The sequence below is a fragment of the Microbispora sp. H13382 genome (assembly GCF_014161445.1).
In the GTDB taxonomy this organism is placed as follows: domain Bacteria; phylum Actinomycetota; class Actinomycetes; order Streptosporangiales; family Streptosporangiaceae; genus Microbispora.
The window spans coordinates 146,509-164,510 of the sequence record NZ_JABBXA010000009.1 but is presented as its reverse complement, the minus strand read 5'-3'; the positions used below and the strand labels follow the sequence as shown (position 1 = coordinate 164,510).

18 protein-coding genes are annotated in these 18,002 nt (G+C 71.1%); 4 read left to right on the top strand and 14 right to left on the bottom strand.

Translation table 11 applies throughout. From position 1 onward, the window contains the following. Positions 1-69: 69 nt before the first annotated feature. Together HHX41_RS19910 and HHX41_RS19905 are read left to right on the top strand one after the other, a co-directional pair. Positions 70-993 (top strand): glycosyltransferase family 2 protein, encoded by a 924-nt coding sequence (locus HHX41_RS19910; RefSeq protein ID WP_182907177.1) that lies wholly within the window; start codon positions 70-72, stop codon positions 991-993. A 71-nt stretch (positions 994-1,064) separates the two neighbouring features. Further along, on the top strand, positions 1,065-1,604 hold the full coding sequence (locus HHX41_RS19905) for a dTDP-4-dehydrorhamnose 3,5-epimerase family protein (RefSeq protein WP_310742076.1): 540 nt from the start codon (positions 1,065-1,067) through the stop codon (positions 1,602-1,604). On the opposite strand, the gene HHX41_RS19900 is transcribed toward HHX41_RS19905, so the two are convergent. Genes HHX41_RS19900 through HHX41_RS19890 form a run of 3 tightly spaced genes read right to left on the bottom strand, consistent with a single transcriptional unit; the run spans position 1,560 to position 4,660 of the window. After that, positions 1,560-2,978, bottom strand: coding sequence for an O-antigen ligase family protein (locus HHX41_RS19900; protein ID WP_310742075.1), 1,419 nt, complete (start codon positions 2,976-2,978; stop codon positions 1,560-1,562). The two genes, HHX41_RS19905 and HHX41_RS19900, sit on opposite strands and share 45 nt — an antisense overlap. Before the next feature lie 23 nt (positions 2,979-3,001). Further along, the gene (locus HHX41_RS19895; RefSeq protein WP_182907176.1) at positions 3,002-3,745 is read right to left on the bottom strand and encodes a hypothetical protein; all 744 of its coding nucleotides are present in this window, start codon (positions 3,743-3,745) and stop codon (positions 3,002-3,004) included. A 3-nt stretch (positions 3,746-3,748) separates the two neighbouring features. After that, positions 3,749-4,660 (bottom strand): hypothetical protein, encoded by a 912-nt coding sequence (locus HHX41_RS19890; RefSeq protein ID WP_182907175.1) that lies wholly within the window; start codon positions 4,658-4,660, stop codon positions 3,749-3,751. A gap of 186 nt (positions 4,661-4,846) precedes the next feature. On the opposite strand from HHX41_RS19890, the gene HHX41_RS19885 reads away from it, so the two are divergent. Next, positions 4,847-6,043 (top strand): acyltransferase, encoded by a 1,197-nt coding sequence (locus tag HHX41_RS19885; protein WP_169981233.1) that lies wholly within the window; start codon positions 4,847-4,849, stop codon positions 6,041-6,043. A 46-nt stretch (positions 6,044-6,089) separates the two neighbouring features. On the opposite strand, the gene HHX41_RS19880 is transcribed toward HHX41_RS19885, so the two are convergent. Further along, complete coding sequence (locus HHX41_RS19880; RefSeq protein ID WP_182907174.1) at positions 6,090-7,286, bottom strand: RNA-guided endonuclease TnpB family protein; 1,197 nt, start codon at positions 7,284-7,286, stop codon at positions 6,090-6,092. A 22-nt stretch (positions 7,287-7,308) separates the two neighbouring features. On the opposite strand from HHX41_RS19880, the gene tnpA reads away from it, so the two are divergent. Continuing rightward, positions 7,309-7,725, top strand: a complete 417-nt coding sequence (tnpA, locus tag HHX41_RS19875; RefSeq protein ID WP_182907173.1) for an IS200/IS605 family transposase — start codon at positions 7,309-7,311, stop codon at positions 7,723-7,725. 135 nt (positions 7,726-7,860) lie between these two features. On the opposite strand, the gene HHX41_RS19870 is transcribed toward tnpA, so the two are convergent. The 10 genes from HHX41_RS19870 to HHX41_RS19825 form a co-directional block, all read right to left on the bottom strand. After that, the gene (locus HHX41_RS19870) at positions 7,861-8,679 is read right to left on the bottom strand and encodes a hypothetical protein (protein WP_182907172.1); all 819 of its coding nucleotides are present in this window, start codon (positions 8,677-8,679) and stop codon (positions 7,861-7,863) included. A gap of 93 nt (positions 8,680-8,772) precedes the next feature. Continuing rightward, entirely contained in the window at positions 8,773-9,660 is an 888-nt protein-coding gene (locus HHX41_RS19865) for a glycosyltransferase family 2 protein (RefSeq protein ID WP_169981227.1), read from the bottom strand. Position 9,661: 1 nt separating this feature from the next. Continuing rightward, entirely contained in the window at positions 9,662-11,224 is a 1,563-nt protein-coding gene (locus HHX41_RS19860; protein ID WP_182907171.1) for an oligosaccharide flippase family protein, read from the bottom strand. Positions 11,225-11,240: 16 nt separating this feature from the next. Next, positions 11,241-12,248 (bottom strand): hypothetical protein, encoded by a 1,008-nt coding sequence (locus tag HHX41_RS19855; protein WP_182907170.1) that lies wholly within the window; start codon positions 12,246-12,248, stop codon positions 11,241-11,243. Positions 12,249-12,252: 4 nt separating this feature from the next. After that, positions 12,253-13,509, bottom strand: a complete 1,257-nt coding sequence (locus tag HHX41_RS19850) for a DUF4910 domain-containing protein (RefSeq protein WP_220504250.1) — start codon at positions 13,507-13,509, stop codon at positions 12,253-12,255. Next, the gene (locus tag HHX41_RS19845; RefSeq protein WP_182907169.1) at positions 13,506-14,525 is read right to left on the bottom strand and encodes an NAD(P)-dependent oxidoreductase; all 1,020 of its coding nucleotides are present in this window, start codon (positions 14,523-14,525) and stop codon (positions 13,506-13,508) included. Before HHX41_RS19845 ends, HHX41_RS19850 begins: the two co-directional genes overlap by 4 nt. Further along, positions 14,525-15,172: a PIG-L deacetylase family protein gene (locus HHX41_RS19840; RefSeq protein ID WP_169981219.1), complete on the bottom strand. Its 648-nt coding sequence runs from the start codon at positions 15,170-15,172 to the stop codon at positions 14,525-14,527. Before HHX41_RS19840 ends, HHX41_RS19845 begins: the two co-directional genes overlap by 1 nt. Continuing rightward, positions 15,169-15,948, bottom strand: coding sequence for a glucose-1-phosphate cytidylyltransferase (locus tag HHX41_RS19835; protein WP_169981217.1), 780 nt, complete (start codon positions 15,946-15,948; stop codon positions 15,169-15,171). The genes HHX41_RS19840 and HHX41_RS19835 overlap by 4 nt, the downstream gene beginning before the upstream one ends. Then, on the bottom strand, positions 15,945-17,159 hold the full coding sequence (locus tag HHX41_RS19830; protein WP_169981215.1) for a class I SAM-dependent methyltransferase: 1,215 nt from the start codon (positions 17,157-17,159) through the stop codon (positions 15,945-15,947). The genes HHX41_RS19835 and HHX41_RS19830 overlap by 4 nt, the downstream gene beginning before the upstream one ends. Positions 17,160-17,372: 213 nt before the next feature. Further along, positions 17,373-17,684 (bottom strand): transposase, encoded by a 312-nt coding sequence (locus HHX41_RS19825; RefSeq protein WP_259401132.1) that lies wholly within the window; start codon positions 17,682-17,684, stop codon positions 17,373-17,375. Positions 17,685-18,002: the final 318 nt, after the last annotated feature.

Below are 18,002 nucleotides of genomic sequence, written 5' to 3'. Positions count from 1 at the left end.
GCGTTGCCTCCCGGGTGCACCGCCTCTAGCATGCGCCTGGCGGGCAGTTCCCGACCCCCGGAGGACCGCATGTCCGAGACCCCGCGGATCGCGGTCGTCGTCGTGACCTACAACAGCGCGCGCGTGCTGGCGGACTGCCTGCAGTCGCTCGCCGCGGGCGCGCGAGGCGCCGACCTCGTGCAGGTGGTCGTCGCCGACAACGCGTCACGGGACGAGTCCGTGCCGCTCGCCGAGCGGGCCGGGGCGACGGTGGTGCCGGTGGGCCGCAACGCCGGCTACGCGGCGGCCATCAACGCGGGCATCGCCGCCCTCGACCGCGAGGGACACCTCGACCGCGTCGACGCGGTCGCCATCCTCAACCCCGACTGCCGCACCCGGGAAGGGGCGCTCACCCGTCTCGCGGCCGCGCTGCGCGCCCCCGGCCGCGGCATCGCCGTACCCCGGCTGGTCAGCCCGGACGGCCACACGCATCCCTCCCTGCGCCGCGCCCCCACCGTACGCGGCGCGCTGGCCGAGGCGGTGATCGGCGGACGGCTCGCGGGCCGCGTCGGGCGGCTCGGCGAGGTGATCACCGATCCCCGCCGGTACCGGACGCCCGGCACCGCCGCCTGGGCCACCGGGGCCGCCCTGCTCGTCTCCGTGGCGGCCGTACGCGACCTCGGGCCGTGGGACGAGTCCTTCCTGCTCTACAGCGAGGAGACCGAGTTCGCACTGCGGGCGGCCGACCGGGGCTGGACGCTCTGGTACGAACCCGAGGCCGTGGTCGAGCACATCGGCGGCGAGGCGAACGTCAACCCCGTGCTGGCCGCGCTGCTCACGACGAACCGGGTGCGGCTGTTCCGGCGGCGGCGCGGGCCCGTCTCCTCCCTCGCCTTCTATCTGGCCGTGGTTCTCGGCGAGGCGCTGCGCGCGCTCACCGGCCGGCGTACGGCGCGGGCCTCGCTGGTGGCCCTGCTGCGGCCCTCCAGGCGCATGCGGGTGCTGCCGCAGTGAGCGGGCGGAGCGGCTCACTGCGGCAGCGGCGTAACGGCCGGCCCGTCCGCCGCGACTACAGACATGTGAAAGTGACGCGACTCGCCCTGGAGGGCGTGCTGCTGTTCGTCCCCACGCCCCACCACGACGAGCGCGGCTTCTTCACCCGGACCTTCGACGCCGCCGTCGCCGCCGAGCACGGGCTCGACCCCGCCGTCTTCATCCAGGACAGCCAGTCACGCTCCCGCAAGGGCACCGTCCGCGGCATGCACGGCCGTTCAGGGCGTGGCGAGGCCAAGCTCGTCCGATGCGCCCGCGGCGCCGTCCTGGACGTACTGGTGGACGCCAGGCCCGGCTCGCCGACCTTCGGCCGCCACCTGTCGGTGCTGCTCGACGACGAGACGTTCGCGCATCTGTACGTGCCCCCGGGTCTCCTGCACGGCTACCAGGCGCTGACCGAGGCCGACGTGTGCTACCGCATCGACCGGGAGCACGACCCGTCGGAGGATCTCGCCGTGAGGTACGACGACCCGGATCTCGCGCTTCCGTGGCCGCTGCCGGTCGGCGCGATCAGCGGCCGGGACCTGTCAGCCGGGTCCTGGGCCGAGCTGCGCGACCGCCTCGGGGCGTAGCCCGGCACCCGCCGGCACCGCCGCCGCCGGCGGGGCGGGGGCCGCGGCGGCGTTCTCGGCCTTCAGCGCGCGCAGCAGCGCGCCGGCGGCCCCGATCAGCAGGAACATCAGGCTGGTTACGCCGGGATAGGACAGCAGGTCGAAGGTGGCCGCGCCGACGAGCGGAACCAGCAGGCAGGCGGCGATGGTCAGGGCCAGGTTGCGGACGTTGGGATCGCCGCTGAGCCGCCGCGCGCGCAGCGCGACGACCACCCCGCAGACGATGACGCCGACGAAGGCCACCACGCCGACCACGCCGGTCTCGACCAGCGAGAGCAGGTACTGGTTGTCGAACACCTGGTGCTTGTAGGGATACCAGGTCCCGATGCCCCGGCCGAACAGCGGATGCTTGGTGACCTCGGTCAGCGCGAACGGGTAGTCGTGCGTGCGGTAGAGGATGCTGTCGTCGGAGCCGGCGTTCGCGAACAGGTTGTAGAAGGTGCCGAGCAGTCCGGGGGCCGCCACCTTCATCAGGCCGAGGAACACGGCGAGCGCCCCCAGGCTCACCAGGCAGCGCCTGAGCGGCCAGCCGGTGAACAGCACCGCGCCGACCACGACCATCCCGAGCACGGCCGACCTGGAGACCGAGAACATCAGCCCGGCCGCGATGAGGGCCGCGCACAGCCACCAGCGCCGCCACGGCTCGCCCCGGTCCCGCGCCTGCAGGGCGAAGTGCGCCGCGAACGGCAGGACCATCGAGCAGAAGACGCCGAACTCGATCGGGTGGCCCAGCGTCGCGGCCACCCGGCGCAGGTCCGCCCGCGACATCACGGTCTCGGTGCCCTCGACGGAGGTGTGCCGGAACCCGGGAAGGGACATGTAGGTCGTGGGGTCGAACTCCAGCAGGTACTGGCACGCGGCGACGACCGACACGATCGCCCCGGCCACCACGACCGTCTTGAGCACGAAGTCGAGCCGGTCCCGTCCCCTGACGCCGTCACACATCACGAGCACGAGCCCGACGTACCCGGCGAACAGCACCAGGGAGTGGTCCGCCAGGTTGAGCTCGTCCGAGGGCAGGTATCCGAGGCTGGCGAAGCCGTAGCAGGTCAGGAACGCCATCCCGTACGCGAAGATCGCGGTGCGGACGGGGTTGGCGCCCTTGGCGGCTCCGAGGGTGGTGGTGAACTGCGCCAGGAGCCATACGAGGAGGAGCAGGAGGGCGAGGACGTCCGCGAGCGTCAGCGACATCGGCAGCCCACGCAGGACCAGCCGGGCCGGGATGAGCAGCAGGGCGAGCGCGAACAGGCAGACGAGCGTCGCGCCGTCGGCGCGCCGGCGCGCCCCGGGCAGCGGGCTGTGCAGTGGGCTGTGCAGCGGGCTGTCGATCCTCACGGGACTCCCGATGGTCACGGCTGTCAGTGCCGGAGCAGCGGCGCCGACTTCGTCCGCGTGCCGGCCGGATAGGCGGATCCGTTGAGGGACGCCTGCGGCTCCGCGGCACCGGAGCGGCGGGCGCGACGGGACCGCGCCCAGCTCTCGACGGCGAAGGCGGCGGCCATGCTCAGGAACAGGCCCATCGCCAGCGCGACGCACGCCGCCCGCAGCCTGCTCCCCGTCTTCTCCTCGGGGGTGGTCGGCGGCACGACCTCGAACGCCCTGAGGTAGGTGGCCCGTGGCGCGCCGAGCGCCCGCTGCTGCTCGACCAGCTTCTCCTTGGCGATCCGGCCGAGCCGCGCCACCACGTCATGGGCCTCCTGCGCCGTCGGGGCCTCCGCGGAGATGACGACGAACGGCAGCGTGATCATCAGCTCCGGGTTCGTCGTGCCGTTGCTGACCTTGAACGTGGTCCGTCCGCCGGGCGTCACCCCCACCTGCTGCGCGACCTCGCCCGTGGTGAGGCCCTGGATGAGGATCGAGGCGGAAAGGCCCAGCCCGCTGTCGACGTTGACCAGCGGGTTCGTCACCGGGTTGGGGAACTTGGGGTCCGCGGGCAGGCTGCCCCCGTCGCGGGGGACGGTCAGCACGAGGCTCGAGGAGCATACGAAGGTCTTCGGGAACATGACGTAGACGCCGGCCGCCCCCGCGAGCACGAGCACGAAGACGGGGAAGGTGACGTACCACCGCCGGAACAGGACGAGGACCGTCGCCCAGAAGTCCATGCGTCAGTCCTTGTCGTCGTCCGTGCGCGCGTCTCTGATCACACTCGCGAAGCGACGGTCGTCGTCGGCGCGCAGCGCCTCGGCCGCGTCCTGCCCCTTCACCGGCTCCGTCACGATGACGATCTCCTGGGTGTCCCACAGGACCACGTCCACGTCGTCGTCCTCGTACGCGGAGACGACGGGAGCGACGGAAGCGACGGGAACCGCCGGGAGCGCGGCGGCGGCCGGCGGCGCGGAGCCGCGCGGGGGCGGCGGCGCCTTGCGGCGCAGCGGGCGCTCGCCTCTGCGCGTCAGGGCGTAGACCAGGCCGAGACCCGCGCAGGCGACCAGGAGGCCGGCGCCGGCCGCCACCTGCCACCGCGTGGACAGCATGGCCTCCGGCTTGGAGGGCGGCACGATGTTGGCGACCGTGAGATAGGTCGAGGGCGGGGCGCCGAGCGTCTGCTGCCACCCCGTCAGCTCGTCGCGGACGCGCCGCTGCGCCTTCGTCAGAACGCTGGAGGCGACCGCCGGGGACGGCGCCACGACGCGGATGTAGATGTAGGGCCCGCTGATGTCCAGAACCCTTGGGTTGCTGCGCCCGTCGTCGATCGTGATCGTCGTGGGCCCGTCCTTGGGCGCGCCGAGCTGCGTCCACACGTCCTGCGTGTTCATGGACTGGATGACGATGCTCGCGGCCGTCTTCAGCGCGTCGTTGAACTGCAGGAGCGGGTTGCCCCGGGGCAGCGGGCGGTTCGGGTCCCTGGAGTAGACGCCGCCGTTGACAGGCGTGGCCAGCACCAGCGAGGTGTCCGCCTCGTAACGGGTCGGGGCGACGATGAAGGTGACCGTGCCGGCCAGGATCGAGATCGCCAGCAGGGGGAGTCCGATCGACCATTTCCGCAGGAGACCGGCGATCGTCGTCCAGAACTCCACGTATCCCCCCGGCCTGTCCAGTGCCGTCGGCCTGCCAGCAGGCGTCCGGACCCTGCTTGGATACATCGTCACGCGCGGCTGTCACGTTACAACGTTCCGGTGTCCCGCGCCGGGTGGTTACGTTCGGCGAACTTCCGCCGATATACGTTGCGGCGACCGGTCCGGGCGACGACGGGAGTGCGGCGGATGGAGTCCACTGCGGACCAGGCGACGGCCCCGTCCACCCGGGCGACACGCGCGCCCGCGCGTCTGCCGGGCCTCGACGGGATCCGCGGGATCGCGGCCCTGTTCGTGGTCCTGCACCACTGCTGGCTGCTGTCCTTCCCGGGTTTCCCCGCCGACACGGGCCCCGCGTGGGCCGGTTGGCTCGTCTACGGGCACCTCGCGGTGGTGATGTTCATCGTCCTGTCGGGGTTCTCGCTCGCGGTCTCGCCGGCGAGGTCGGGCTGGCGGCTGAACGGCCTGCGCCGGTTCGCCTACCGGCGGGCCTGGCGCATCCTCCCGCCCTACTGGGCGGCCCTGCTGTTCAGCCTCGTGGTCGCGTGGACGCTGATCCCGCAGCCCGGGCAGGGCAGCCCGACCGTGAAGTCCGTCGTCGTCTACGGCCTGCTGGTCCAGGACCTGTTCGGCTCGCCGAGCCCCAACGGCGCCTTCTGGTCCATCGCGGTGGAGGCGCAGCTCTACGTCGTGTTCCCGCTGATGCTCCTCGTGCTGCGGCGGGCCGGCGCGGCCGTCCTGCTCGCCGTCCTGACCGTCGTCGTGGCCCTCATGGGGCTGCTCGCGCCGAGCGTCCCCGCGGTGGACCTGTTCATGCGGCTGACCCCGCAGTTCGCGGTGCTCTTCGCGATCGGCGCGGTCGCCGCGGGGGTGGCGGCGCGCATGACCGCGGGTATGACGCCGGGCATGACGGCGCCCGGGAACGCGCACGGGCAGGCGTCGCCGTGGCCGTCGCGCCTCCCCTGGCTGGCCCTGGCCGCCGCCGCACCCGTCGTCCTGCTGATCGTCGTGCGTGGTCCCGAGTGGACGGTCGACCACTACTTCTGGGTCGACCTGGCCGTCGGCCCGGCGGTCGGGCTGCTGCTCGCCTCAGTGGCGGCCGGTAAGCCCCGGCCCCTCGTGCGCCTGCTCGACACGCGGGCGCTGCGCCGGCTCGGCTCGTTCTCCTACAGCCTCTACCTCATCCACGCGCCGATTGTGGTGGTGGTGAACCGCATGGTCCTCGCCCCCCGTCTCGCCCCGGGCGTGACGATGTTCCTGGCCACCCTCGTGCTGACCGTGCCGCTCACGCTGCTCGCGGCGTGGCTGTTCGCGTCGGTCTTCGAGCTGCCGTTCCAGCGCCACCGCGGCTGGGGCGCGCTGCGGGCGGCGGTCCTCCGGCGTTGACGCGCTCCCCGGCCTGAAGGCCGGGGATTCAGCCCGTGCCGCGCGGTCACGCGGCACCTCTGAGGCTTCCTGCTTCCTCGCGCTGTGCCAGGCCAGGGCCTGGTCTTACCTGCGCTCCACAGGCGTTTAACCTCTCCGCCCGTCCGGCGGCGAGGATGTTCTTCGCGGCGTTGACGTCCCGGTCGTGGACCGCCCCACATGGGCAAGTCCACTCCCGGACGTTCAGCCGCATCGACTCGGCCACTACCCCGCATTCCGAGCAGAGCTTGGAGGAGGGGAACCACCGGTCGATCCGGTGGAATGTGCGCCCGTACAGGCGAGCTTTGTACTCCAGCATCCCGACGAACGCCGACCAGCCCGCGTCGTGCACGCTCTTGGCCAACCTGGTGCGCGCCAGCCCCTTGACCGCCAGGTCCTCCACGTAGATCGCTTGGTTATCGCGGACTATCCGGGTGGAGAGCTGGTGGTGGAACTCGCGGCGCGCGTCGGCGACCTTCGCGTGCTGGCGGGCAACCGCCAGCCGGGCCTTGGCCCGGTTGTTCGACCCCTTAACTTTGCGGGACAGCGCCCGCTGGAGCCGCTTGAGTTTCTTCTCCGCCCGGCGCAGGAAACGCGGTGCGGTGATCTTCCGGCCGTTGGACACGACCGCGAAGGCCGACAGCCCAAGATCGATCCCGGCCTCGGGCTCGACCGATGGCAGGGGCTGCTCGGCGACCTCGATCACAAAGGATGCGAAGTATCGGCCGGCCGCGTCCTTGACCACCGTCACCGAGGACGGTCCGGCGGGCAGGTCCCGCGACCAGCGAACCGGCACATCGCCGATCTTCGGCAGGCGCAGCTTCCCGCCCGCCGTGACCTGGAACCGGGCGTTGCGGGTGAAGCGGATCGCCTGCCGGTTGTCCTTGCGGGACCGGAACCGGGGCGGGGCGACCTTCGCCCCATGCCGCTTCCCACTCATCGAGTCGAAGAAGTTCCGGTACGCGGTGTTCAGATCGGCAAGCGCCTGCTGTAACACCACGGCTGAGACTTCGCCCAGCCAGGAGCGTTCCGGGGTCTGCTTCGCCTGGGTGATGACCCGCTTGGACAACTCCCCGTCCGAGACGTACGGCAAGCCCTGCTCGCGGGCGTCGGTCCGTGCGCGCAGCGCGTCGTTGAACACCACCCTGGCGCACCCGAAGGCCCGTGCCAGCGCTTGACGCTGACCCGGCGTCGGGGACAGGCGGTAGTTGTACCGGAGCTGCACGCCATGATCTTACCATTGGCCTATGGCCGACCATGGGGACATCAGAACCGGCAGACACTGTGTTTTCGTCCTGCACGCCCACTTGGTTTTCCTCACCAAGTTCCGGCATCGGGTATTCACCGGGGCCCACCTGGAGCGCATGGAACAGATCATGCGGGACGTCTGCGCCGACTTCGAGACCGAACTGGCCGAGTTCAACGGCGAGGCCAGCCACGTTCACCTGCTGGTCCACTTCCCGCCCAAGATCGCCCTGTCCCGGCTCGTCAACAGCCTCAAGGGCGTCTCCTCCCGCCGGATGCGGCAAGAGTTCCCCGAACTGGCCCGCCACTACTACCGGGCGAACAAGCTGTGGTCGGGCTCCTACTTCGCCGGATCGGTGGACGGCGCACCGATCAGCGTCCTGCGCCAATACATCGAACAGCAAAACCGCCCCGTCTGATCTGCTAAGACGCCGATCCGCCTGACGGCGAGTCAGCTTTCCCTGCCCCGCTACACGGGCAAGTCCGCTTCACCCCCGGCCTGAAGGCCGGAACACTGCGGACGAATCCGGTAGCCGCCGCCCAAGCTCTCCGATTCAGAGCGGCAGCTCCGTCTGGCTGTCGGGGCGGCCGACGTACCGGCCGTAGTCGGGGTGGTCGAAGCGGTGCAGCGCGACGATGTTGTCGTTCCAGGGCGCGGGCACGGCCCGCTTGTGACGCAGGCCGTTGATCGGGGCGATCTTCAGGGTCTCGTTCGCCTCGTTGAACTCACTGATGGCCCGCAGCTCGCCGACGTAGTCGTTGTGCAGGATCTGGTCGTCGTCGCCGACGGTGTCGTCCAGATAGCAGAAGACGCGGGGCAGGAAATACTTGTGGTCGCCCGTGAAGATCCTCAGCGCGGCGGCCGTGGAGGAGTAGAAGTCCACGTCGACGGAGACGAAGCCGATCGGCGCGGGCCGCCTGTCGTCCAGGAATTCCGCCACGGTGTCCGTGATGTTCCCGAGGACCAGGTGCGCCTCGGGCAGGCGCGCGCGCAGGGCCGCGACGTCCATGCTGAAGTCGCCCTCGCGCCAGATATAGGGCAGGTCGCGGTAGTCGGTCGGCTTCGGCAGGCCCTCTCCCGTGTCGAAGCCGTACACGTCGATCCGCACGCCGGTGGCGGCGGTGGCCAGCCGCGCCTGGCGGGACATCTCGACCAGGCCCGCGCCGCCCGCGACGCCGAACTCGACCACGCTGATGCGGTCGACGCCGAGCCGCCTGGCCAGCGCGGCCGCCTGCTGGACGCCGTAGGCGTAGTGCGGCCGGGGGTAGAGATCGAGAGCGCAGCGCAGCTCGTACGAGCCGAAGGGCAGGCGGCGCATGACGGCGAGAACCGACCGTCCGGGCTGCATCAGCACCCGGACGAGGCGTATCACGGTCCGGTCGAACCCGCTTCGCGGCGAGGACGTCATAGGGGGTCGGCCTTTCTTCTGGTCGCGTGGGTGGATTGCGGCCGCCGTGCCCGCGGGTCAGCCTCCCAGGAGGCGGACGGCGAGACCGGTGAGCCTGCGGCCGCGGTGGGCCAGCACCTGGCGCTGGCGGCGCCCGTATATGCGGGCCAGCACGGCCCGGCCCCGGCGGCGCTGCTCGGGGGTGAGGTCCGTGGCGCGCAGCGCCCGGTACATCGCGCGGAACTGGAGCGTGTTGGCGAAGTGCGCGGTCCACACCGGCACGCCGATGGCCCGGGCGATGTGCGGCAGCCGCTTCCAGCGCAGGCTGCGGTGGGCCAGCACCTCGGGGACGTGGCCCCACGGCCCGGTCAGGGCGAGCACGGTGGCGTACACCTCGTCCTCGCGGATCATCACGGGTCTGCGGATGCCCACCACCGCCGCGCGCCGCATCATGCCGTACAACGGGTCGAGGCGCATGTGCTCGGTGGTGACCGCGTCCCACAGCTCCGCCAGCCGGTCGACGGGGTCGGCGGAGAGCATCCCCGTGCCCTGGTAGGCCGGCCGGTGGACCGAGCCGTCCGGGCTGGTGTACGCCGTGTCCGAGGTCACCAGGATGAGCCGCTCATCGGTCAGGAGCGGCTCGATCGAACGGGACACGCAGTGCGGCTCGAGATGGTCGTCGTCGCCCATCCAGCGGAAGAACTCGCCCCGCGCCAGCCGCTGCACCTCGGTGAAGTTGCCGACGATGCCGATGTTGCGGGGCTGGCGGTGGTAGACGACGCGGGAGTCCTCCCTGGCGAGCCGCCGGCACAGCTCCTCGGTGCCGTCCGTGGACGCGTTGTCCGAGATGACGACCTCGAGCCGTTCGTGGTCCTGGGCGAGGACGGACCGCACGGCCTCCTCCAGCCGGTCGGCGCCGTTGCGGACCGGTATGCCGATGGAGACGAGTCTCCGTGAATCTCCCAACTCAGCGCTCCTTCGCCGTCGCCTCGACCGGCACCGGATGCCGGTGGCCGGCGGGCAGCCGCTCCATAACGTGGCCGCCCACCGTTCTCATCTGGTGCAGCGGCACCACGATCAGCACGTAGACCAGCAGTCCTCCGGCGCCTCCGACGACGAGCTGGAGGAACTGGCTGCCCCCGGTCAGCGCGGCCAGGCCCACGGTGACCGCGAACGACACCGCGGCCCCGGCGAACGGCCGTACCAGCTGGGGCAGGATCGGCCGCAGCCGCACCCCGGTGCGCTGCACGGCGAGCATCGCGAGCGGAAGGGCCACCAGCAGCGCGGCCGCCGCCTGGCCGACGGCCGCGCCCCGGATGCCGTCGAGGTGCGTGCCGACGATCACCGCGGGGATCAGGGCCACGCCGTACCCCAGGTTCATCCAGACGGTCGAGCGGGTGGCGCCCTGCCCGTTGAGGATGTCCAGGGCGAAGGAGGTGAGCATGCGCACCACCATCAGCACCGCGAGGAACCGCAGGACGCCGGCCGCCTGCCCCCACTTGTCGCCGTACAGGAAGTGGATGAGCGGGTGGGCGAGCACCGCCATGGCCACGGCCAGCGGCAGGATCGCGGTGACCAGGATGGGCACCGACTTCTGCACGCCGAGCGACAGCGACTCCTCGTCACGCTCGGCGAGCCGCGAGAAGCCGGCGATGGACACCGAACGGATCGCCGTTCCGATCAGTCCGGGGACCCAGCTCGACACGTTGAAGGCCATCAGGTAGAAGCCGAGCCAGTCGGGCCCCATGATGGCGCCGACGATGATGTAGCCGACGTTGAGCAGCACGACTTCCAGGGCGATGCCCGCGGCGGAGGGGATGCCGAACCACAGCAGCCTCTTGGCGACGCTGCGGTCGAATCCCATCCGCCACGGCAGCCGGGCGTAGACGAGCATGAACACGCCGGTGACCACGGCGCCGGCCACCTGTCCCCAGGCGAAGCTGTACGGCCCGGCGCCGCCGGCGGCGAGCGCGATGGCCACCGGAGCGTTCACCAGGAACCCCGCCAGGATCGCCTTGGCGCTCTTGCCCACGTGGAACCTGCGCAGCAGTGTCGCGCTGCGCACCGCGGTCACGGCCTCGATGAGGATGACCGCGGTGAGGAGCCGGACGACCGGGGTGGCCTCCTCGCTGCCCGCGAGGCTGGAGAAGTACGGCGCGCCCACATAGAACGCGCCGTACAGGGTGACGGCGGAGATCATCGAGAGGGTGGTGGCGGTCGGCGCGACGTCCTCGAGCCTGCCCCGCCACTGCACGACCGCCGCCATGACGCCGATGTCCTTGACGACCATGACGAACTGGGTCGCGGCCAGCGCGACCGCGTAGATGCCGAAGTCCTCCGGGGACAGCAGACGGGCCAGGACGAGGCCCATGAGGAACGACCCCGCCCGGGTCGCCAGGGTGCCGAGCAGGCTCCAGCCGAGCCCGCGTCCGGCCTTACGGCCGATCTCCCGGAGGTGACCGGCCTCGCCGTCCGGCGGCTCGGCCGGCTCCGCTGACTCCGCTGACTCCGCGTCCTGGCTCTCTCGCATCGGCACTCCCCGACTCCTAGTTCTCCTCGGTGACCCGCTCCAGCCAGATCTCCCGCCAGAACGGCACGAACGCCCGTGGGCAGTTGGCCTTGTACACACCCGCGCAGACGACGCCGTCGAGGATGATGCAGGGATTCTTCATCTGCAGCATGCGCCCGGTCTTCTCGTCGATGCACCGTTCCACGCGCGCGGCGACCCGGGCCACGCGCCCGCAGTACCGCGCCATCTCCTCCTCGAACCCCATCCCGCGGTTGAGCCGCTTCGTGTCGAGCGTGGCGACGATCGCATCCCGCGACTTGACCCGCACGAGCTCGCCCGGTTGCAGGTCGCTCAGCTCGGTCGGGGTCGTGGTGTTCGGGCCGGGCGGCACGAAGCCCCACGCCATGCCGTCCTTGAACCGCAGCCGGGGGGGCAGCCTGCGGCTCGCCCGCTGTAATCGGTTGAACAGCCCGAAGAAGACCGTGCGGAGGGTGGCCAGGACGCCGGCGTTGCCCACCCGGACGTCCGTGACGTACTGGCCGAGGTCCCTGAAGGGCAGGGGTTCGGGAGCGGCGCGCAGCAGCTCGGTCGCCTGGCAGCGGTACCGCACCTCGCCGTCCGCCGCCGGCTCCCCGCGGGAGTTGATCTCCAGCAGGGGAAGGCTGCGTACGGGCTCGGGTGCGGGCTCGGGCACGGGCGCGCCCGGGTCCACCCGTTTGAGCCAGGCCTCCTTCCAGTACAGCGAGCACGAGGTCTGGCAGCCGCCGTGGGCCGAGCCGTCGCAGCGCGCCCCGGTCAGGTGCACGGCGTCCCGCATCCGCCGCATGCCCGTGCCGCTCAGCGTGTCGCAGAGCTTGTGGGCCACCTTGTGCACCGTCATCCGCCGCCCGCAGAACGACAGCATCTCCGGCATGAAGGGCAGGCCGTCGAGCTCGCCCTTCTCGTCGAGTGTGGTCATGATCTCCTCGACGCTGCGGACCTCCACCACCTCGCCGACCGTGAGGCCGAGGGCCTTCGGTCGTGCGGAGGTCTCGAACTGCGTCATCCGGCTACTCCTTCACGAGTCCCGCGACCGACAGAGCCTGGGCCGCGTCCGCCACCACGTCGAACGGCAGACCAGAACGTTCCGAGATGTCGAGCAGGCTGTGGGCGCCGTCGGACAGGTTCAGCACCCACAACATCGCCATCTGCGCCTGTTTCGTGTCGCTGCGCCCGCCGAGCGACTCGTACAGGCCGCGCCTGCCCAGCTGGGGCTCGCCGTACGGGCTGAGGTTCACGTAGGCGCGGTTGCGCTCCAGCACCCCGAAGGCCCGCACGCAGGCGTCCAGCGTGTCCCGCATCGCCTCCTCGGTGACGAAGTCCGGGTCGTCCGCCGAGGTGTGGTACTCCGGATAGCCGGCGTACGGGGTCCTGGTCAGGCAGCCGACCGGCAGGTCGAACCCGGGCGAGCAGTACTGCCGCTCGTCGTAGCCGTAGGGGGAGAAGTCCACCAAGGTGTGCGGGCGGTCCCGCAGGACGTGGGCGAAGACCCGGTCGATCTCGGCGTCCCCCCGCCGGCTGCGCTTGTAGGTGATCGGTCCCCGGTCCCCCGCGCAGGCCAGCACGATCCCGTGCCTGATCCGGCCGGCCCGGTCCCGGTTGCGCGCCAGCCAGGCGATGGAGCCGATGGTGCCGGGCGCGAACAGGAAGCGGTAGGTGTAGCGCCGCTCCTCCTGCGCCAGCAGCCGCGCCAGCCGGGTCGCCACCGCGACGCCCGCCAGGTTGTCGTTGGCCAGCGAGGGGTGGCAGACGTGGCACGAGACCAGGACCTCCTCCGCGCTGCGGCCCGGGATCACGTGCTCGCCGTACGTCAGGTGCCCGTCGGCGAGCGTCGAGTCGATCCGCACCTCGTACGGCCCCGGCCCCATCCCCGCCAGCGTGTTCTCGCTGAGGCAGAACCCCCACGTCTCGGCGTAGTAACTGGTGCGGTACGGCACCAGGCCGGGCTGGCCGGGAAGTGTGTGCAGGTGGGGGCGGAGCTCCTCCAGGGTCATGGTCGCCGACACCGGCACGCTGTAGCCGACCACGTGCAGGTTGGACGCCGCGAAGTCGACGATCCGGGTCCCGGAGGAGTCCTTGATGTAGGCGTCGCGGATGTTCCATTCCTTGGGAATGGTCCAGTCGAGGACCTCGGTGCCCGTGGGCACCTCGCTGATCTCCAGCGGGATCGACTCGCCGATGATCTCCAGGGTGCGCCGCAGGCCGGATCCGGTGATGCTGCGGCACAGCGGGTAGAGCCGCCTGACCAGCGCGTGCATCTCGCTCATGGGCGCAGCGTGGAGTCGACGGCGCCGGCCTCCCGCCGGTCGGACAGGCGGGCCAGCCGGGTGAAGCGGCGCTCGAAGTCCTCCTTGGTCAGCCCGTACTCGCGGTAGGCGTCGACCAGTTCCACCGCGCCGTCCTTGACCGACCAGCGGGCCTCGTACCCGGGGAGGGCGGCCCTGATGCGGGAGAAGTCCACCCGGTAGGAGCGCGGGTCGGCGCCCGCCTCGCCGGTGATCACGAGCGTGGCGCCGGGCACGGCCTCGACGACCTCGGCCGCGATCTCCGCCACGGTCAGGTTGTTGCGCTCGGTGCCCACGTTGAACGCCTTCGCGTGCACCGCCTCCCTGGGCGCGGTCAGCGCGGCGGCGAACGCCTCCGCGATGTCGCGGGCGTGGACCAGCGGGCGCCAGGGCGTGCCGTCCGACAGCACGCGCACCTCCCCCGACAGGCACGCGTGGCCGACCAGGTTGTTGAGCACGATGTCGGCCCGCAACCTCGGCGAGAAGCCGAAGGCCGTCGCGTTGCGCATGAAGACGGGAGTGAAGTCGTCGTCCGCCAGAGCGGTCAGGTCGTCCTCCACCCGGACCTTCGACTCCGCGTACGGGGTCACCGGCCGGAGCGGCGCGTCCTCGTCCAGCAGGTCGTCGCCGCCCGAGGCGCCGTACACCGAGCAGGTGGACGCGTACAGGAACCGGCGCACGCCGGCGTCCCTGGCGAGCCGGGCCAGCCGCGAGGAGGCGTAGTGGTTGATGTCGTAGGTCAGCTCGGGGGCCAGCGAGCCGAGCGGGTCGTTGGACAGCGCGGCGAGGTGGATGACGGCGTCGAACCCCGCCAGGTGCTCGGGCCGGACGTCCCGCAGGTCCACCGCGTACGTCTCGGGGTCGGCGGGCGGAGGGCCGAGCACGCAGTCGGCGAACAGCCCCGAGTCGAGGCCGACCACCTCGTGGCCGGCCTCGGCGAGCACCGGGGCCATGACCGTGCCGAGATAGCCCTGGTGTCCGGTCAGCAGTAGCCGCATCAGTTCTCCAGGTCGAGGGTGAGCTTGTCCACGTAGAAGGCCTCGGCGTACCGCGCGTGGCACTCGATGCCGCGGATGCGGGCGAGGCCGAGGAAGGCTTCCGGGTCGTACCAGGGGCGGTGCCGCTGTGAGGGGTAGTGGCTCTGCAGCAGGGCGACCTTCTCCTTCGCCACGCCGGGGGTGAGCGGCTGGTAGACCGCGGGCCGGCCGAGGTCGCCGTCCCACTTGACGATCTCGTAGCCCAGGACCAGGTGGTCGCGGAACGCGGTCGGCACCAGTTCGGCGAGACCCCGGTGATCCTGGTGCAGGTCGCCCCGGTGGGGGGCGACGACCAGGTCGGGGTCGCCCGCCGCGCGCAGCTCCTCGACGGCGTTCTTCGCCTCGTCCCAGTGGGCGGGCAGCCGCCCGTCGGGCAGTTTCAGCACGGTCAGCCGCAGGTCGGCGCCGGGGCAGAAGGCGGCGAGCGCGGCCCGTTCCTCGTCCTCCCGCCCGGTGCCGCCGCCGGACAGCACCAGGGCGTCCACGCGGACGCCGGGGTGCGCGGCGCAGACGGTCAGCAGCGTGCCGCCCGCCCCGATCGCGATGTCGTCGCAGTGCGCCGCGAGTGCCGCGATCCTGCGCACGCGGCCGGGCCGCAGCCCGATCACACGTGCTCCCACAGCGCCCACGGCCGGTCGCCGCGCGCCCACGCCTGGTCCAGCTCCAGCCGCTGGTTGACGGTGTCGCTCGGCCGCCAGTAGCCGCGGTGGGGGTAGGCGAGCAGCCGGCCGCGTTTGGCGAGCTCGGCGCAGCCGTCGGCCACGAGGTCGCCGTTCTCGGGGATGTGGTCGAAGACCTCCTGGCGGAGCACGAAGAAGCCGCCGTTGACCCACAGCGGCATCTCGCTGACCGGCGTGAGCGAGCCGACCCTGCCGTCCTCGCCCACGTCGACGCAGTGGAAGGTGTTGGACGGCGGGACCACCATCATGGACGCCCCGGCGTCCGCGGCCCGGAACCGCTCGACGATCTCGGACAGCGGCGCGTCGGTGAGCACGTCCGCGTAGTTCGCCAGGAAGATCTCATCGCCCTCAAGATAGGGGCGCACCCGGCGAAGCCGCTCCCCAATGGGCGAATCGACCCCGGTGTCCACAAGGGAGATCGACCAGTCGGAGATGTCGGTGGACAGCAGGTCCACCCGGCCGTTGCGCAGCACGAAATCGTTGGACGCCGTTTCCTGATAGTCCAGGAAGAAATTCTTTATGTGTTGCGCGCCGTATCCGAGACAGAGGACGAAATCCCGATGTCCGAAATACGCGTAATACCGCATCACATGCCAGAGCAGCGGACGGGGGCCGACGAGCTGCATCGGCTTGGGAATGTCCCCACCGGGGAGGTCGCTGCGCATCCTGGTGCCCCGGCCGCCGCAGAAGAGGACGACTTTCACACGATCTCCAGTCTGGGGATCGGGAAGACCAGCCGGCCTCCCCACTCGCGTACGTACGAGAGCTGGGCGGTCAACTCCTCCCGCAGGTTCCACGGGAGCACCAGGACGTAGTCGGGGCGGTCGGCGGCGATCTGTTCCGGCGGGAGGACGGGGATCCGCGCGCCGGGGGTGAACCGTCCGTGCTTGTAGGGGTTGCGGTCGACGGTGTAACGCAGCAGGTCGGGGCGGATGCCGCAGTGGTTGAGCAGGGTGTTGCCCTTGCCCGGGGCGCCGTAGCCCACGACCGTCCTGCCCTGCGCGGCGGCGTCGAGGAGGAAGGTCAGCAGCTCCCGCCGGACCCGCGCCACCCGCTCGGCGAACTGCGCGTAGCCGGACAGCTCGTGCAGTCCGGCGGCCTTCTCCGCCGCCAGCACCTCGGCCACGCGCGGGCTCGGCTCCGCGCCGAGTTCCTCCGGGCGGGCCCACAGCCGGATCGATCCGCCGTGGGTCGGCAGCAGCTCGACGTCCACCAGGGCGAGCCCGCCGCTCGCCAGCGCCCGCTCGGCCGAGGCGACCGTGTAGTACTGGAAGTGCTCGTGGTAGATCGTGTCGTACTGGTTGAGCTCCATGAGGGTGAGCAGGTGCTGCACCTCGATGGAGACCCAGCCCCGGTCGTCCAGGAGCGCGCGCAGCCCCCGGGTGAAGCCGATGACGTCGGGGATGTGCGCGTAGACGTTGTTGGCCACGACGAGGTCGGCGGGCCCGTGCTCGGCCCGTACGGCGGCGCCGGTCTCCGGCCCGAGGAACGCCGTGAGCGTCGGGACCCCGTTGTCCCTGGCCGCCTGGCCGACGTTGACCGACGGTTCGATGCCGAGGCACCGGATGTCGCGTTCCACGACGTGCCGCAGCAAATAGCCGTCGTTGCTCGCCACCTCGACCACGAACCGGGGGCGCAGCCGCTCGGCCGCGTCCGCCACGAACCGCCGCGCGTGATCCACCCACGAGGTGGAGTACGACGAGTAGTAGGCGTACTCGGTGAAGGTGTCCTGCGGCGTGATGAGCGCGGGGATCTGGGCGAGCCAGCAGTCCGTGCACACCCGCAGGTGCAGCGGATAGGTCGTCTCCGGCTCGTCGAGCTGCTCCACGCCGAGGAACCGCTCGCACGGCGGCGTCGCGCCGAGGTCGACCACGCCGACGAGGCTCGCCGACCCGCACAGCCGGCACGTCGTCATCAGGACCTCCTCCGGCCGCGCGGAGAACTTCGCGCCGGCCGTTTTCCGGATGAATTCCGGGCAGGCGTAACCGACAGAAACTGAGTTGGCATTTCCCCCCCAGCACCGGAGTCCGACAGTCATAAGTCGGACGATGGACTGCGAGCGTTACAAGACGCCTGTGTCATGCTTCCGGCCGTGACTCCTCCGCTCCCTGAAGGGAGCGGCTTCTCGCTAGGCCGCTTCCGCAGCGTCGCGAAGGGCAAGCCCTGCCCTGAGAATGTTCTTGGCCGCGTTCACGTCGGCGTGCGCGGCATGCCCACACGCCGTACAGGCGAATTCGGCTTGGGTGACGCGGTTGTCCTTCGCGCAGTGCCCGCAACGGGCGCAGGTGCGGGAGGTGTTGCGGGGATCAACCGCACGACGTTGACGGCGGACCTTGGCGTGCAGCGCCGCCACCCTCGCCACCGCCTCACGACGCCGCTTGGACCCTCGCTTCTTGCGGATGATGGCCCCGCACCGGGCGGTGCCGGTGCACCCGCACATGCCCGATGCCCTGAAGGCGGACGAACGTCGCGGTCGGGTGCTCGGGCTGACAGTCCCACCGGCAGCCGTCCCCAAACGCCCGACTCGCCGACGAGTGCCAGCGTCCTGCCGGGCTCCACGGCGAAGTACTTCAGACACCACACCACGTGGTACCCGAGGTCATACGCCGCACCGGGGGAGGCGCGCACCCGACGAGTCACACGATGACCATGAAAGCACCGCCCATCTCATCCACCAGTGAAAGGAACTCGCGATGAGCCCGGAGAGAAAACCAGTCAGGGACGGCATTCCCCCGTCGCCTGAAGGCGACCGTCCCCT